The organism is Aurantibrevibacter litoralis (assembly GCF_034651555.1).
Lineage (GTDB): Bacteria > Bacteroidota > Bacteroidia > Flavobacteriales > Flavobacteriaceae > Aurantibrevibacter > Aurantibrevibacter litoralis.
In genome coordinates this window covers 94,572-111,378 of record NZ_JAYEEQ010000003.1, presented here as the reverse complement: position 1 = coordinate 111,378, position 16,807 = coordinate 94,572, and the positions used below count along the sequence as shown (strand labels likewise).

Below are 16,807 nucleotides of genomic sequence, written 5' to 3'. Positions count from 1 at the left end.
GGCAAATAAATAAAAAATTTCTTGAAACTGACTAGCCCCGAGGCAAGCCATAGGGGTATACTTCTACTGCGCTCAGTACGGGTTTCGCCAGTTTCATTTTGGTCTTTGGGTCAAAAACCGAAATTTTGTATTTTACCTCACCCGGAACTGCAAAAAGGCAGTTCCGACCTCTCCAAAGGAGCGGTAAATAACCCCGACCCAAGGGTCAGGGAATCTTTAGATTCAAGATTTTAGTATCATATAAGCACTAAATGATCAAAATACACAATGGGTACAACAACAAAAACAAACAGCATAGGACGTAGGGCTATGCTGTTTGTTGTATTGCAGTAATACCGAAAAACTATTTTAAATTCACTAAAAATTCTATCACATCCCGAAGTTCTCGTTTCGACATCAGCATGCCCATAGCCGGCATACTAGAAGGAAGATTTGTTCTTTTGGCGATACGCCCCAAAGGAATTTCCATTGGCTCTGCCTCCGCCGTTTTTAAGATGAGTTCATCGGCATGTTCCTCTAGCAGAATACCTGTAACATTTTGCCCATCCGTTAAGGTTAAAGACACCGTTCCGTAACCTGGGGCTAAGCGAGCACTTGGTTCTACCAAAGCTTGTAAAAGCTGTTCTCTACTTAACATACTACCTATATTTGTAAGCGAAGGCCCCACGTTTCCGCCATCTCCACCCACACTATGACAACGCATACATTGACCTGTACTATTATACCGGAAATAATCCCTACCGCTGCCACGATCTCCACCAAACAAGGTTTCCTTGAATGCATCAAGCGTATTTTCGTTCGATTTTAATGGTGCTAATTGAGCAATTAGTGTTTCTGACTGTGAAGCAGTAACAGCCTCAGAAACATCGAGCAGCAATGCCGACGAAAGTTTTTTACGCGCTAATTGATCTATGAGTCCACCTAGCACGGCTTCTGTTTTTTCTATAGGCATTTCCCCTAACACCCGTACCACTTCTTGTTGCTCTCGTAAGGTGCCATTTTTGAAAATTGGATTAACGATTGACGGTAGTTTTTCCTTAGAAATATCGAGTTGGCCTATAAACTCTATAGCAGTAGTACGTACCCCTTGATCCTTATCTTCCATTCCTCGCTTAATCACGGACGCTATGTTGCTATATTTTAAGCTGCTTAAGGTTCTTACAATGGCCGACCTTACCTCCGGATAGGTGCTTTTCGCCATCTTTTTGTCTAGAATTTCGTTATAATCCGAAATACCCAATTCTCCTACCATTTTAGCGATAGACACAATCACCTCCGGGTTACTTTCCTTTAAGAACCCTTCCATATGCTCCTTTACTTTTAGGATTACAGGTGCAGCATCTCTTTGTATTTCACCTCGGTTACGGCCATCTACCCTATCTAGCACGGAAGGGTTAGACCAGGTTCCCAAAGCGGCCAGTGCCTCGGCCTTCAAAGAAGCGCTTACTTCTGGGTTATTGGTGTAGGATAGTAACCCATCCAATTCCTTGGAGCCACCAACACGTAAACTGGCATTAATCGCTCTTCGCATCAAAGCTTCCGATGTAAATCGGGTTTCATTTAGCACCGCTGCCAATTGCGGTAAGGCATCTGCAATAGATAGATCGTCGTTAATAGCTCTAGCAGCTTCAGCTACAATATATTCGTCTTCATCCTTTAAAAACAAAGCGATTTGGGCATCTCCCAACCGCCTTAAAACCAAAACTGCCGCGATCCGTAACGCCCTATTTGGATGTCCTGCCAAGGCCACCAAGGGTGCAGGGTCTCCTATCCGGGACAAGGCCAACACCGCTGCATGCCGCACGTATACATCGGTATCATTATTTTGCTCAATAAGCCTTAATAAACCCTCGATGGCATTCTTCTCCTTTATACGACCTAAAGCTTGCGCAGTAAAAAATTGTACCCTAGAATTGTCGGAGGACAATAGTGGAATTAGGCTTTTCCCGGCCTTCGCATAGCCCACATCGCCCATAACCTTTGCCGCCTGTGCTATGATCTCCGGATCGGAATCTGCAAGTAAGGGAATTAAATTTTCTGAAACACTAAGATCTGCGGCGGCCAATTGCCCCAATCCCCAGATACCATGAATACGTGCGAACTGATTTTCCTTTTGAGCTACTGCATTTTTAAAAACAGATAGAGCCTTTTTTCCTTCTTTTGCCAATGCAAACTGTGCCTTTTGCCGGATTCGCATATCGTCATAAAATAGGAGTTGATACAATTCATCCCTAGACTGTTTGTCGAAATTTAGCGTCATCAGACGTGCGGTTTCTTGTCGTTGAGCGCTAAGATCGTTTTCGTCGTCGCTTACATCCATTTTCCAAACACGTCCATAATTTTTAGTATTCCATCCATTAATCCAGTCGGCAACATAAAGTGCGCCATCGGGTCCAAATCGCAGTCCGGTGGGTAAAATACCACTGATAATTACATTTTCTTGTTCCAGTTCAAAAGAAGCTCCTGATGGCTTTAAGGTAAAAGCCCAAACACGGGAGCGCACCGGAGTACCCACAAATTCTGATAAAAAGAAATGGTTTTTCCATTTGGATCCTAGTGCAGTACCCGGATTAAATGTCATTCCGGTGGGTCCATTATGGAAATTCATGATCGGCGGAATAAAATAGGCCGCCTGTCCTTCCCATCTAGGTTTGTACATAGCTTCATCCATCCATACATTGTACCCGTTATTTTTAGGATCGGTATACTTACCAAATTGCCAACTGGTACGCCAACCTGCATCCAACCCATCTACAATGTACACTAGGCGCTCGCTTTCGCCTGCATGGTCGCCATCGTTATCTGCCGTTATAATATTACCATATGCATCAAAAACGAATTCATGTGTGTTTCGCAATCCGGCTGCAAACACCTCAAAATTGCTTCCATCCGGGTTAGAGCGCACAATAACACCTTGATTTGGATAGGGATAAGTACTTCCATCTACCGCCGTGATATTGGCACCAATATCTCCGGCACCCCAGTATATTTTGCCATCCGGACCTTCAATAGCACCAGACATTCCGTGACCCCCAAAACCAATGTGCACGTTGTATCCGTGACTGATAGATGTTTTATTTTCATAAACCCCATCACCATTAATATCCTTTAAACGCCACATATCTGGACCAATCCCGAGAAATATATCGTCCTTACGCACCAATAATGCACCCGCAACATCGGTAATCTCTTCATTAAAATCGGAAAGAATACGGGTAGATTTATCTGCGAAGCCATCCCCATCTTCATCTTCTAATTTCCAAATCTCGTCTTTTTCTACGGCCAAATCTTGCCAATCGTGTAGCCCATCGCCGTTGAGGTCTTTTAACCATTCGTTTTCTTTGCTTTTTTCAGGAGCAAAAACTTCCCGTAAAAAAGCCCTTCTTTCGGCTACTGTGGTTAAACTAATAGACGGTGTCATCCAATCCCGATGGCCTCGAATATCGAATTCCGAATTTTTCTGTCGGTTTGTTCGGGTAAGATATACAGCCCCTTTGTCATCGATGTCCATAGCAATGGGATCCGGAGCCAACGAATCTGAAGCCCACAGGGTAAGCCTGAGGCCATCTGCCAATGAAACAGGAGTATTTTCTCTTACCTCAGCGGCTCTAAGAGCCACATCTACGGTGTCTCTGACCACCAAAGGTATTTCTGTAGGGATTTTAGGCTCCGGTGCGCAAGCTGCCACCAAGATTACACTTAAAATAAGCGTTGCTGGTTTTTTAAAATGTGTCATTTGGATATTGTTGTTTTGGTTTTGGTGCTGTACGCAAAAGTAAGGTTAAAATTTTTAGTGAGATACTATTTCTAGCTTCGCAAAGCGAAGGAGTAACTTTTTAATATCGCCATGATCAAATTGTATTTCGGCCTTTTTATCATTTCCGATGCCTTCTATTTTTAAAACCTTGCCACGCCCAAAACGCGAATGGTTTACGATAGACCCCATGGAAAGACTGCCATCTATTCCGCTTGGATTACCAACCGGATGAGCAAGATCGGGTTTTAGTTTTCGCAACTTACGCAATTGATTTTCAGAAGGTTTAAGAGGATTAGGTGCTGTGCCATTGATCGGTTTATCTTGTCGCAAACGACTTTTATCTACCTCTCCAAAAATATCGCTGTCTATGGCCGATGTATAGCGATACGTTGTTATGGGCGTTAGATCTTCTATATACTTTTCATCGATCTCACCAATAAACCGGCTCGGTTCTGCATCAATTAATTTTCCCCAACGATATCGATTTTGGGCATATGTTAAATAAGCCTGCTTTTCTGCCCGTGTTACGGCTACATAGAACAAGCGACGCTCTTCTTCCAACTCGCTTCGCGTACTCATACTCATCGCTGAAGGAAACAAATCTTCTTCCATACCCACAATGTACACATAGGAAAACTCTAATCCCTTGGCTAAATGTACGGTCATAAGAGCTACACGATCATCATCTCCGGTATCCTTATCCAAATCTGTAGCCAAGGCCACATCTTCTAGAAATTCTGACAAATTGCCGGTAGCTTCTGCTAATTCTTTTTGTCCTTCCACGAAATCTTTAATACCGTTTAGTAATTCTTCGATATTTTCCATTCGGGCTATTCCCTCGGGAGTACCGTCTTTTTTAAATTCTAACAGGATCCCGGTTTTTTTTGCGACGTGTTCGGCAAGGGTAAACGCATCGGTCGTTTCATTCATGATTTGAAAGCTTTTGATCATGTTTACAAAATCTGTCAATCGACCCCGTGTGCCTGAATTAATTTTTAAATCTACTTTAGCTATATTTTCGATCACCTCAAAAATAGACCGTTTGTATTGGTTGGCTGTTATGGTAAGTTTATCTAAGGTACTTTGTCCTATGCCTCTTGCCGGAAAGTTAATAATGCGAACCAGAGCTTCTTCATCTTTGGGATTGATCACCAATCGCAAGTAGGAAAGAATATCTTTTATCTCTTTTCGTTGGTAAAATGAGAGTCCACCGTAAATACGATACGGTATATCTCTTTTACGCAAGGCATCTTCTATAGCTCTGGACTGCGAATTAGTGCGGTATAATACGGCAAAATCACCATTTTTTAATTGATGTTGCATCTGATTTTCCCAAATAGAACCCGCCACAAAACGACCCTCTTCGGCATCTGTAGGGCTTCTGTGTACTTTTATGGCCGCGCCTTCTTCATTGGATGTCCAAACTACCTTTTCTAACTGGTTCTTGTTTTTTGCGATGATGCTATTGGCCGCATTTACAATATTCTTGGTAGATCGGTAATTCTGTTCTAAACGATATAGTTTTACGCCTTCGTAATCTTTTTGAAAATTGAGAATATTAGAAATATTAGCCCCTCGAAACGAATAAATACTTTGGGCATCATCGCCCACCACACAAATATTTTGATACCGATCTGATAGTGCTTTTACAATTAAATATTGGGAGTGATTGGTGTCTTGATACTCATCAACCAAAATATACCGAAATCTATCTTGATATTTCATTAGAACCTCCGGAAAGCGGGTAAGAAGCTCATTTGTGCGCAACAAAAGATCATCAAAATCCATAGCACCCGCTTTGAAGCAGCGTTCTACATAATGCTGATAAATTTCACCCAAACGAGGTCTTTTAGCCATAGCATCGGCCTCTAAAAGTTCCGGATTATTAAAATAGGCCTTTACGGTAATCAAACTATTCTTGTATGAAGAAATTCTATTTTGAATCTGTTTGTATTTATAAACATCTTTGTCTATACCCATTTCCTTAATGATGGAAGCAATTAGACGTTGGGAGTCTTGGGTGTCATATATTGTGAAATTGCTGGGGAAACCCAGTTTATTACCATCAAAACGCAACAATTTGGCAAAAACAGAATGGAACGTTCCCATCATAAGGTTTTTAGCTTCTGATGTGCCAACGATATCTGAAATTCGCTTTTTCATTTCCCGCGCAGCTTTGTTGGTAAATGTAAGTGCCAGAATATGAAAAGCATCTACCCCCTGAGCCATTAAATGTGCTATTCTATAGGTAAGTACCCTTGTTTTTCCGGAACCTGCACCAGCAATCACAATCAATGGGCCATCCTTGTGCAGCACCGGTGCCTTTTGGGCTTCATTTAACTCATTAATAAACTTCTCCAAGACTTTCTTTGTTTTTAAGGGAGGGTGAATTTAGACATAAATACCCTTATCTTAAAACCTTGATTTTAATAATTATGAACAAATAAGAACGAGACAAGGTGTACTCGCCGTGGATGTAGTGCAGAACGGACTTCTACAAAACACCATCTCTTGAAAATGCTATGGTTCTATAGCAATTAAAAAGCTGCGGGTACCTCTTAGCCTGTACGCCATTTTCATTTTTACTATTTTTTTTCTTGATATGCCACCTTCTTGTTATATTTAGCACATGATAAGTTTACTATGTTAAAATTTAATCCTTTTATTCTTCTTGCTGTTGCGTTATTGAACATGGTTAATTGCCTAGGGCAATCTAAAAACACGGGGCCGATTATTTCAGATTTTGGAGCTGTATTTACCGTAGAAAATCCTGATTTTGTATTGAATACCTTAAAAAACTACCATGCGGTATTCGATGTTATGGCGAGTCCTGAAAGCCATACCGTACTAAACCCCAATATAGAAACGGCAGCTCGTTTTTTAAATATGCATGCGCAGGCAGGCATTCCTATAAATCAACTTAAAGCAGCCCTTGTGATACACAGCACTGCGTCTAAAGATATTTTAAGCGATAGTGCGTACCAAGCCCGCTACGGGACGGAAAATCCGAATAAAAAATTGATTCAAGCCATTACGGCTGCCGGAGGCCAGGTTATTCTATGCGGGCAATCGGCCGCGAGTAGAGGTATCGCCAGAGATGAACTTATGCCGGAAGTGCAATTGGCACTATCGGCGATGACAGCACTTATTCAATTACAAGACGAAGGCTATCGACTTATAAAATTTTAAGCATCAAAAATAATAGGTTAACATTTAAAATTGAAACATGAAGAATATAATCACAGCCGTACTACTTTGCTCGGGGTTATTAACCTTGGCACAAGGCCCTAATTTGGAAAAGGACTACACTGCCATAGAACGTAAAGTTATTGAATGGCGCAGGGAAATACACCAAAATCCGGAATTGGGTAACAGGGAGTTTAAGACGGCGGAGAAAATTGCGAATCATTTAAAATCGCTAGGGTTAGACGTAAAGACCGGTGTGGCGCATACCGGGGTTGTAGCCATTCTTAAAGGCAACCGTCCCGGAAAAGTAGTAGCGCTACGCGCAGACATAGATGCGTTGCCGGTGACAGAAAGAGCCGATCTGCCTTTTAAATCTCAGGTAACCGCGGAATTTATGGGAGAGAAAGTAGGCGTCATGCATGCCTGCGGACATGATACGCACACAGCTATTTTAATGGGAGTGGCTGAGGTCTTATCTAAAAACAAAGACAAAATTAAAGGAAGTGTAAAGTTTATATTTCAACCTGCCGAGGAAGGTCCGCCACCGGGTGAAGAAGGTGGTGCCAAATTGATGGTTAAAGAAGGGGTGCTACAGAATCCGAAGGTCGATGCCATTTTTGGGTTACATATTAACTCCCAGACACCGGTAGGCACCATTAAGTACAAATCGGGCGGCGCAATGGCCGCTGCACAACGTTTTGTAATTCAGGTAAAAGGAAAACAAACCCATGGTTCGCAACCCTGGTCTGGAATAGACCCTATTTTGATTAGCGCAAAAATAATAGACGGATTGCAGACCATTGTAAGTAGGGAATTAAGACTAACCGATGAGGCTGCCGTAATTTCTGTTGGTAAAATTACGAGCGGTGTACGTTTTAACATCATCCCGGAAAGTGCTGAAATGATTGGCACCATACGTACGTTAGATTATGATATGCAAGCGCAGGTTACCCGAAGAATGCAAGAAATGGTGCCTGCTATTGCAAAAGCTTACGGAGGCGATGCTACCATAGAAATTACTACCAGTACAGAAATAACATACAATGAGCCTAGTTTGGTGGCAAAGATGCTACCCAGCATCCAAAAAGTAGCAGGCATAGAAAATGTTCAGGAACAAAAGGCAATTACCGGAGCAGAGGATTTTTCTTATTTTCAAAAAGAAGTACCCGGCTTTTTCTTCTTTTTAGGAGGAATGACCCCAGGAAATACCAATGCTGCACCGCACCATACACCCGATTTTGTATTGGACGATAGCGGGCTTCTTTTAGGGGTTAAAGCGCTGACTCAAATGAGTTTAGATTATTTGGGTAGCTAATTTCTTGTAGAGTAAATTTATATCCACTGTTATAAAAAACGTGTAACAGCCACCTTTTAGAACCGCATTAAAAGCCACAGCTACAAAATCGGTGGCTTTTTCACTTTCAAAAAGAAATAATGGATGAAATGATGGAATTATCGATTTTTTTTACCGCTTTCTCGCGACTTTTAAACATCATGGTTTCACTTGGGAGAAAACAGGTTTTGTATGCATTGTTTTAATTTTCATTATGAAAACCCGTATTTTTGACCTTATATTTGCTCAGAAATTGAATTGTAAAAACATGATCTACTACGGGATGAAAACACATGTATTTTTAATAGCTGCCTTATTGGCTGCCATGCTTACACAAGCTCAAAATAAAAAAGACCTTCTCTATGAAATTGGAAATTTAAAGTCGGAACTTACCGAAACCAAAACGGCGTTGGCAGAGGCAAAGAAAATTGAAAAGGCCAGTTTGGCTGAGGCAGAAGCCCATAAAGTACAAGCCTTAGAACTCCAGAAAATAAATGCCTCCTTGATGCAAAATCTCAATAGTTTTACCGAGGCATCGGCACAACGATCAGATAATATTGGGCGCACTTTAGAAACACTCAAGGTAAAAGAAGCACAGCTAAAAGCAATTACAGATGAATTTAGTAGAAACGACTCTATTGCCTTACTTGTCCTCACCAATTTTAAACAAACCCTTGGAGAAGACGCCAATATTGGTGTAGAAAATGGTGCCGTTAGTACCTTATTGTCTCCCAATTTGTTGTTTGGCTCGAATGCGAATAGTTTTGCGTTACAGGCAACGGCAGAGCAACCTTTAGAGCAAATTGCCAAAGTCATTAAGGCTAATCCCGATACAGCAATTGCTATAGAAACACAAAGCACAGGCACAGATGGACTAGATTTGGCTGCCCGACGTGCTTCTGCGGTTGCCCAAAGCCTGATTACCACCCACGGAATAGCCCCCGAGCGGATTACCGCTTTTGGAAAAATAGGAGCGTCGCAAACCACTTTTATCAGAATTCATCCAAAATTTGATGCCTTCTATTTTAAAGTGAGGGAAAATTTGAAGAAATAAGGTATTGATTCGTGCCTGATTTCATTATTTAGAATCCGAACCTACTTTAATTTTCTGCAAAACCAGATTGCCGTTTAGTACTGTTTTGTTTCGCTTCAACAAAAGGATACACGAAACAGCCCCACTAAAAGTTCGAGTAGTGACGTAGCACGGATTGCCACCATAAACCCGTGCTAGAAGCATATAAAATAGAGAAAACCGAAGTTCAGATAAATTGGTTCCAAGATTCAATGGTTCAAAATACGATTTCAAAAAATCCTTCGTTTTAAACGCATAACCAAAGCTAAACCAATGAGTGGAGATCAAATTTTTCAAATGTTTGCCTATTTACTACCTGCCGTGGTCACCGGTATGGTGGCTTTTTATTTTTTTAGATTGCACACCAAAAACGAAGAAGGGCGCCGCCGGTATCTTTTGCACAAAGATTCTCAAAAAAACACCCTTCCCATACGCTTGCAAGCCTATGAACGCATGGCATTATTTTTAGAGCGGATTTCCATTCCCAGTTTGGTGGTGCGGGTTGCGCCAAAATCGACCCACAAAAACGACTACGAAAATTTACTGGTAAAAAGCATTGAAAATGAATTTGATCATAACCTATCGCAACAAATTTATTTATCCGATGAATGCTGGAATATTATTAAGGCTGCTAAGAGTGCCACCATACAGGCCATACGCAAGGCTGGAATGAGTGAGTCTGACACCGCCGATAAACTTCGGGAAGATATCCTGAATGAAACCATGGACAAGCAATCGCCCTCTGCTACCGCCTTGTCGTACGTAAAAAAGGAAATTAGTGAGCTGTGGTAGTTGGTTTTATTTCCTGATGTTTGTCTTTGGCGTACTTAAACCCTTGCAACCACCAACTTGTCATTAACTTTCGATTAAAAATCAGGGAGTTTTCGGTTAATTTTGTGGGGGTATAATAGAGATTCAGTTTTACATTTTTGTGCTTTGCCGCCAACACGCCTTCAGAAATATCGTGATATCCTATTTGATCTAACACAAAACCGTAGATACTAAGCATTAAAGAAAACGGATTTTTCCCCAGTACTTTGGTGTGTTCCATGGTTTCGGCTTCCAAAATAATGGCATCTATTTCTGTGGCACCTCTTAAAATGGCTTCTTTTATAGGAACTACAGATCCCAACCCGCCATCTCCATATTCAAATCCATCTTTTTTTACAAGCGACATAAAGGGAATATAATTGCACGAAATCCATGTCCATTCGCAGAACTCTTCGTAGCTGTAGTCTTTAATCGATTTGTATTCTACACGATTTTTAGATAAATTAGACACGGTAACTACGACATCTTTTTTCGTTGCTATAAGCGATTCGTACTCGGCTTTGGTAAAATTTTTGGCAATGGTTTTTCGCAAGGCCTTGCTTTCGCCAAAAGTTCGTTTTCCTTTGACAAATTGCAGGAACGTATTTAGAAAGTTTATCCCTACATATTCCCTGTCACCTTTTTTGCGTACCACAAAGGGATTTAGGCTAAAGATAGAGCGTTGTTTTACGTTGGTATAAAGATCATACAGTTTATCGCTTTTATTGAGCGCCAAATGCGCTATGAGCAAACTGCCCGTTGACGTACCCACCAAAATATCGTATTCTTTTTTTTCAACCTCCATAAGGTATTGGGCTACACCGCCCGCAAAGGCTCCTTTGCTTCCGCCACCGCTTATAACAAGTGCTTTCATTCTACATCTATCTGATTGGTTTCTGTGCTTTTAAATTTGGCAAAATTATAGCCACTCTGCCACCAAGCGGTCATTTTTTCCTTGTCAAAAATAAGGGAATTGGTCGTGAGTACGGCCGGGGTATAATAAAAATTGATAATGGCATCATTATGCTTCGCTGCAAATTTACCGATCCGAATATTTTGATCCTCTATCCGATCTAACATAAAAGCAAACATATTGGTCAGCAGCGAAAAAGCATTTTTGGAAGGCATCCGGTTTAGATGGGTCACTTCGGTTTGTAAAATTATAGCATCTACCACCGTAGCGCCTCTTTTTATTGCTTCTTCTATGGGTACCATACTGCCCAAACCACCATCGGCATACTCACAGCCATTCTTTTTTACTAGCGTCATAAATGGCGTATAGTTGCAAGAAATCCATATCCATTCGCAAAACTCGTCATACGTGCAATGGGTAATAGATTTGTATTCTACCTGATTTAATGAAAGATTAGAAACAGTAACCACAATGTCTTTTGGGCCTTTTTTAAGTTTTTCAAAATCTGCCTTGGTTAGGGTCTTTTTGATCAACGTTAGTAAATTATAACTCTCCCCGAAGGTTTTGCTTTTTTTAAGAAAGTTCAGCAGCACATTCCAATGGTTGATACTGATGTTTTCAATGCCGTGCTTTTTGGTGATAGAAAAGGGACAGGTACTAAATATATTTTCCTGACTCACAGAGGTGTAAACCGATCGTATTTTTTCGATTTCTTGAAGTGCCAAATGCGAGATCAGTAAGCTTCCCGTAGAGGTTCCAATAAAAAGATCGTAAACCTGCTTTTGCTCTTCCATAAGGTATTGCGCCACACCCCCGGCAAAGGCACCTTTACTGCCACCGCCTGAAATAACCATTGCTCTCATTTTGTTCCTAATTTAGTGAATACATATGCAGTTTCCGCTACCGGTAAGTGCTGAGCCAAAACCTGTATGCGTTTTCTATAATCTTGATTTTCTAGTAGTTCATTGAGTAACTCACGGGCAAATTTTCGAAATTGCCACACGTGATGCGCTGTTGCATTAATAAGGTCTTTTAGGTTCTGATCCGTATACTCAAAGGCATTATGTACATATTGAAAGGCGGTCTGCCGAATCTCATATCCAAAATCTACTGCGGTGTAGCCTGCCAATTCCGCATAATATTCAGGCTTTTTAGCTACCTCATACCCATTGGTTAATACCGCTAAAGATAGCCAAAGTATGCGTACATTTTTATTGGAAAAACCTTCTATGCCCTTCGTTTTATCTAAATACTGGTTGCGGTGATTCGGGAACTGAATCCACAACCGATAAAGCGCATTTTCTATAGTTTCGTAACTTGCGTCGTTCAAAAGGGATGCAAATTCTGTTTGCAGTTCATCGGGAATTTTCCGGATGTGCACGGCAAGTGCCTGTCGTATCTCCCAACTATCGGACCGTAAGGCTTCTTGAATAAAATTGACCCCCATATACCTGTTATACAACGCAATCACTGCTTTTTTAAAAAAAGGCGAATTTGATTTTTGCCAATATTTTTTTACTACGTTTTCCTGATCAATGGTGGTGGTGATCATTTCCTCTTGCAATGCAAAAAAATCTGCCATTTCACTAGAAGCACGGGACAGTGCGCTCTTGGCAATCCCCATAGGAAATGTCGTATTGTGCAACCAAAGCGCTTCAAAATCTGAAAGATCTTGCCCACTTGCTGCTTCTACAGCCTCTAAAAAATCAGAAACAGTTACATTCCTAAATTGATGTGTCACTAAATAATTTTTCACACCTTCCCTAAAGGACTCCTCACCAACACGTTGGCGAAGCATAAATAAGGCCCATGCACCCTTTTGATAAAAGGTAAGGCTGCCAGCTTTCGGATCGGTTAAGGCCTCTCCCTTACCATTTCGAGACAATTCGTTTAGCTGTTGGGCAGATTCTAAAAGATTCCAATAAAAATAAGGTTCACCAAAAAGCGTCTTTTCTGCTAAAAGTGCATAATAGGTAGCAAAACCTTCATGCAACCAATGATGTGCGCTATCTACTTCTGTAACCAAATTGCCAAACCATTGGTGTGCTAATTCATGGGCATTAATGTTGATATAATTTCGATCTTTAAACGCGACTGAATCTATTACATAGGCATCAGAAAAAATAGTATTGCCTGTATTTTCCATACCGGCATATAAAAAATCGCGAACGGGAATTTGCTTATAATTTTGCCATGGATATGCCACGCCGATTTCTGTTTCCAGTATATCAAAAATTTCTTTCGAATACCGATACGTTGGTTCTATGCGCACACTGTCCTTAGGGTAGTAATAGAGTGCTAAAGGTACCCCGCTGGCAGATCGCAATTCTTTTTTGTGATACTTGCCGATGGCAAATGCTACCAAATAGCTACTCATGGGCTTATTCATGTTAAAGTTCCACGTCTTAAGGCTATCCTTTTCTTGAACTGAAACAAGTGCGCCATTGGCCATTACTTCGTACTGCTTATTAAACGTAATGCTCAAATCAAACTCCACTTTTTCGGTCATATCGTCAAAGCTGGGCAGCCAATGGCTGGTGTACTTGCCCTGACCTTGCGTCCATATTTGTTTGTTTTGGCTATTCCCATCCCAGCCCACGAAATAAACGGTCTGTTTAGGGCGTACCGTATAGGTTAACGATAATGTATACGCTCTTCCTTTTTTAAAATGATATTTTACAGTGATTTTAGTGCCGTCGTTTGTAAAACGAACTTTTTTTGTATTTAAAGTAACCTCCGAAAATTGATGGGCTTTTGCGTCTAAAAAAACAGTGTCTATTGTCTCGGAAACATGGAATGTATAAGTAACGCGTCCACCTATTTCTTTTGTATTGGGGTTAATGGTTAAAGCTGCATCGGCATGCGTAAAATCTACTATAGGCGTTTTTTGAGCATTCATTAACAAGACATAAAATGCTAAAAAAATCTGTAGAAGTTGTTTCATATATTTGTTTTATCTTTTTTCGGTGAACACATGGACATCCACGTATTCTTTCTCCTATATGTCTATAAATTATCATGAAGGTTTCATCTGTCTCAATTACGCCTACGTAACGGTGCATTTTTATGAATAAATAATGGCGTGATCCATACTATTTATATCTTAAACTAGCATTGAAAAGTATTTTTTTTGTTCATACTAAAATGCCCATAAATCTAGTTGTTCAATTAAAAATAGTATTTTCCTACGACTACCACCGTATTATTTTTCAACGGATTCATGGAAACCCAAATACAAATAAACCACAAAATAAAGAATTTCGTAAAACTGACGATCCCATAGGCAAGCCTTGGGGCTACCCCTTCAATAAACGCCCTACTTAGTTTATCGAAGTGCTCAGGGCAAATTTCGCCGGTTTCATTTTTACCTGAAAGTCGAAACCGAAATTCATAATGTTACCGCACCCAAAACTACCAATAGTAGTTTCGATAGCTCCAAAGCAAAGGTGGCTGCGAAAACCCGGGGTATGCTCCAGAGAATTCTTTAGATTAAGTATTTTGCTTTGTTGCAGTTTTATAGGTTTACCACTATTTTAGTCGCATGAACCAGAATTTTCTTAATACGCCTATTGTGTATCTGAAAGGTGTAGGACCCCATAGGGCACAAACCCTTACGTCCGAGCTTAATATAGGTTCTTACGATGATTTGTTGCATCTTTTTCCGAACCGGTATATCGACAGAACCCGGTACTATACCATAGCAGAAATACAACCACAAAGTGCCGACGTACAAATCATTGGGAAAATTGTGCATCTCAAAACTGTAGCTCAAAATAAAGGAAGCCGATTGGTAGCCACCTTTGAGGACACTACCGGGCAAATGGAATTGGTGTGGTTTAGAGGTGTTAAATGGATTCGTGAAAACCTAAAATTGAATACGCCTTACGTTATTTTTGGGCGTTGCAATTGGTTTAATGGTATTGTTTCCATGCCGCATCCGGAGATGGAATTGTTAGAAGCGCATCAAAAAGGGCTTCGATTGTACATGCAGCCGGTTTACCCATCTACGGAAAAATTGAGCAATAAAGGAATCAGCAATAAGGTAATTCATAAAATGTTACAACAATTGTTTGTTGAAGCCAAAGGTTCCTTTCCCGAAACGCTGTCGAAAGACCTACGGGCAGATTTAAAACTTCTTTCCCGATCGGAAGCCCTATTCAATATTCATTTTCCAAAAAACCAACAACTCTTAGCACAAGCTGAATTCCGTTTAAAGTTTGAAGAATTATTCTTTATACAACTGCAACTCCTTTCCAAAAAAATGTTGCGAAAACATAAAATAAAAGGCTTTCCCTTTCATAAGGTGGGCACGTTATTCAATGAATTTTATGAAAATCACCTGCCGTTTCAACTTACCAATGCCCAAAAAAGGGTGGTAAAAGAAATTCGTGCCGATTTGGGAAGTAAGGCGCAAATGAACCGCTTGCTGCAAGGCGATGTGGGTTCCGGAAAAACTATTGTGGCACTCTTAATTATGCTTTTGGCCATAGACAATGGGTATCAATCTTGCCTTATGGCGCCTACCGAAATTTTGGCGCAGCAACATTTTAACAGCTTACAGCAGTTAGCCTCCGGAATTGGTATTCGGATAGGGTTGCTTACAGGTTCGGTTAAGAAATCGGAACGGAAAAAAATCCATGAACAACTAGAACGTGGGGAAATACATATCCTCATTGGCACCCATGCGCTTTTGGAAGACAAGGTAAACTACCAAAATCTAGGCCTTGCCATAGTGGATGAACAGCATCGTTTTGGGGTGGCACAGCGCTCTCGATTGTGGCATAAAAACACGCTTCCTCCACATATTTTAGTAATGACAGCGACCCCCATACCCCGAACATTGGCTATGAGTTTATACGGCGATTTGGATATTTCGGTTATCGATGAATTGCCTCCCGGGCGAAAGCCTATAAAAACAGTACATCGGTATGATGGCAATCGCTTAAAAGTTTTTGGTTTTCTAAAATCGGAAATTGCTAAAGGCCGTCAAATTTACGTGGTATATCCGCTTATAAAGGAGTCTGAAGCTTTGGATTACAAAGATTTAATGGATGGGTACGACAGTATGGCACGAGACTTTCCGCTTCCTACCTATCAAATTTCTATTGTTCACGGCCAAATGAAAGCGGAAGACAAAGACTATGAGATGCAGCGATTTATTAAGGGTGAAACGCAGATCATGGTAGCTACCACAGTCATAGAAGTAGGTGTAAACGTACCCAATGCTAGCGTAATGGTCATTGAAAGTGCAGAACGTTTCGGCTTGTCGCAGCTACACCAGCTTCGTGGTCGTGTGGGACGCGGTGCCGATCAAAGTTATTGTATCTTGATGACTGGCCACAAACTTTCTGCAGAAGCGAAAACCCGTATAGAAACCATGGTAAGCACCAATGACGGATTTCAATTGGCCGAAGTGGACTTGAAACTTCGTGGTCCCGGAGACCTCATGGGCACGCAACAAAGTGGCATGCTCAATTTAAAGATTGCGGATATCGTAAAAGATGCAAAAATAGTACAACTTGCCCGGCAATATGCGGTATCTTTCCTTAAAAAGGATCCTGTACTACAATTAGAGGAAAACCGAGCTGTAAAGGAAACCTTAACGATTTTGATGCAGCAGAAAAATATTTGGAACTACGTAAGTTGAACGCTTCTTAAAAAAATCACCTTCTAAACAGAAGAAAACAAGAATTTGAACATCGTAATTCCAAGCCAGATGTCTAGGTTATAAAATCT

General features: G+C 40.9%; 10 protein-coding genes. 5 read left to right on the top strand and 5 right to left on the bottom strand.

Annotated features, from left to right (window positions below; all coding sequences use genetic code 11):
• Positions 1-343: 343 nt before the first annotated feature.
• The gene (locus tag U1E44_RS04100; RefSeq protein WP_322929778.1) at positions 344-3,736 is read right to left on the bottom strand and encodes a HEAT repeat domain-containing protein; all 3,393 of its coding nucleotides are present in this window, start codon (positions 3,734-3,736) and stop codon (positions 344-346) included.
• Between the two features lie 54 nt (positions 3,737-3,790).
• Positions 3,791-6,118 carry an ATP-dependent helicase gene (locus U1E44_RS04095; protein WP_322929777.1) on the bottom strand — a complete coding sequence of 776 codons (2,328 nt, stop codon included), beginning with the start codon at positions 6,116-6,118 and terminating at the stop codon, positions 3,791-3,793.
• Between the two features lie 282 nt (positions 6,119-6,400).
• On the opposite strand from U1E44_RS04095, the gene U1E44_RS04090 reads away from it, so the two are divergent.
• From U1E44_RS04090 to U1E44_RS04075, 4 genes are all read left to right on the top strand, one after another.
• Positions 6,401-6,946 (top strand): DsrE family protein, encoded by a 546-nt coding sequence (locus U1E44_RS04090; protein ID WP_322929776.1) that lies wholly within the window; start codon positions 6,401-6,403, stop codon positions 6,944-6,946.
• Between the two features lie 37 nt (positions 6,947-6,983).
• Positions 6,984-8,258, top strand: a complete 1,275-nt coding sequence (locus tag U1E44_RS04085; protein ID WP_322929775.1) for an amidohydrolase — start codon at positions 6,984-6,986, stop codon at positions 8,256-8,258.
• A 232-nt stretch (positions 8,259-8,490) separates the two neighbouring features.
• Positions 8,491-9,330 carry an OmpA family protein gene (locus U1E44_RS04080; RefSeq protein WP_322929774.1) on the top strand — a complete coding sequence of 280 codons (840 nt, stop codon included), beginning with the start codon at positions 8,491-8,493 and terminating at the stop codon, positions 9,328-9,330.
• A gap of 291 nt (positions 9,331-9,621) precedes the next feature.
• Positions 9,622-10,140, top strand: a complete 519-nt coding sequence (locus U1E44_RS04075) for a DUF7935 family protein (RefSeq protein WP_322929773.1) — start codon at positions 9,622-9,624, stop codon at positions 10,138-10,140.
• Here U1E44_RS04075 and U1E44_RS04070 read toward each other — a convergent pair.
• The 3 genes from U1E44_RS04070 to U1E44_RS04060 are packed head-to-tail and all read right to left on the bottom strand — an operon-like array spanning position 10,124 to position 14,015.
• Positions 10,124-11,032: a patatin-like phospholipase family protein gene (locus U1E44_RS04070; RefSeq protein WP_322929772.1), complete on the bottom strand. Its 909-nt coding sequence runs from the start codon at positions 11,030-11,032 to the stop codon at positions 10,124-10,126. The two genes, U1E44_RS04075 and U1E44_RS04070, sit on opposite strands and share 17 nt — an antisense overlap.
• Positions 11,029-11,934 (bottom strand): patatin-like phospholipase family protein, encoded by a 906-nt coding sequence (locus U1E44_RS04065; protein WP_322929771.1) that lies wholly within the window; start codon positions 11,932-11,934, stop codon positions 11,029-11,031. Before U1E44_RS04065 ends, U1E44_RS04070 begins: the two co-directional genes overlap by 4 nt.
• A complete protein-coding gene (locus U1E44_RS04060; protein ID WP_322929770.1) occupies positions 11,931-14,015 on the bottom strand; it encodes a M1 family metallopeptidase in 2,085 nt (694 codons plus the stop codon). Before U1E44_RS04060 ends, U1E44_RS04065 begins: the two co-directional genes overlap by 4 nt.
• Positions 14,016-14,612: 597 nt before the next feature.
• Here U1E44_RS04060 and recG point away from each other — a divergent pair.
• Positions 14,613-16,718: an ATP-dependent DNA helicase RecG gene (recG, locus tag U1E44_RS04055; RefSeq protein WP_322929769.1), complete on the top strand. Its 2,106-nt coding sequence runs from the start codon at positions 14,613-14,615 to the stop codon at positions 16,716-16,718.
• Positions 16,719-16,807: the final 89 nt, after the last annotated feature.

What these genes read in the sequence shown, in the direction of transcription:
- U1E44_RS04090 (WP_322929776.1), top strand. Translation starts at nt 6,401, where the DNA reads ATGTTAAAATTTAATCCTTTTATTCTTCTTGCTGTTGCGTTATTGAAC.
- U1E44_RS04085 (WP_322929775.1), top strand. Translation starts at nt 6,984, where the DNA reads ATGAAGAATATAATCACAGCCGTACTACTTTGCTCGGGGTTATTAACC.
- U1E44_RS04060 (WP_322929770.1), bottom strand. Translation starts at nt 14,015, where the DNA reads ATGAAACAACTTCTACAGATTTTTTTAGCATTTTATGTCTTGTTAATG.
- U1E44_RS04065 (WP_322929771.1), bottom strand. Translation starts at nt 11,934, where the DNA reads ATGAGAGCAATGGTTATTTCAGGCGGTGGCAGTAAAGGTGCCTTTGCC.
- U1E44_RS04070 (WP_322929772.1), bottom strand. Translation starts at nt 11,032, where the DNA reads ATGAAAGCACTTGTTATAAGCGGTGGCGGAAGCAAAGGAGCCTTTGCG.
- U1E44_RS04080 (WP_322929774.1), top strand. Translation starts at nt 8,491, where the DNA reads ATGAAAACCCGTATTTTTGACCTTATATTTGCTCAGAAATTGAATTGT.
- U1E44_RS04100 (WP_322929778.1), bottom strand. Translation starts at nt 3,736, where the DNA reads ATGACACATTTTAAAAAACCAGCAACGCTTATTTTAAGTGTAATCTTG.
- U1E44_RS04075 (WP_322929773.1), top strand. Translation starts at nt 9,622, where the DNA reads ATGAGTGGAGATCAAATTTTTCAAATGTTTGCCTATTTACTACCTGCC.
- recG (WP_322929769.1), top strand. Translation starts at nt 14,613, where the DNA reads ATGAACCAGAATTTTCTTAATACGCCTATTGTGTATCTGAAAGGTGTA.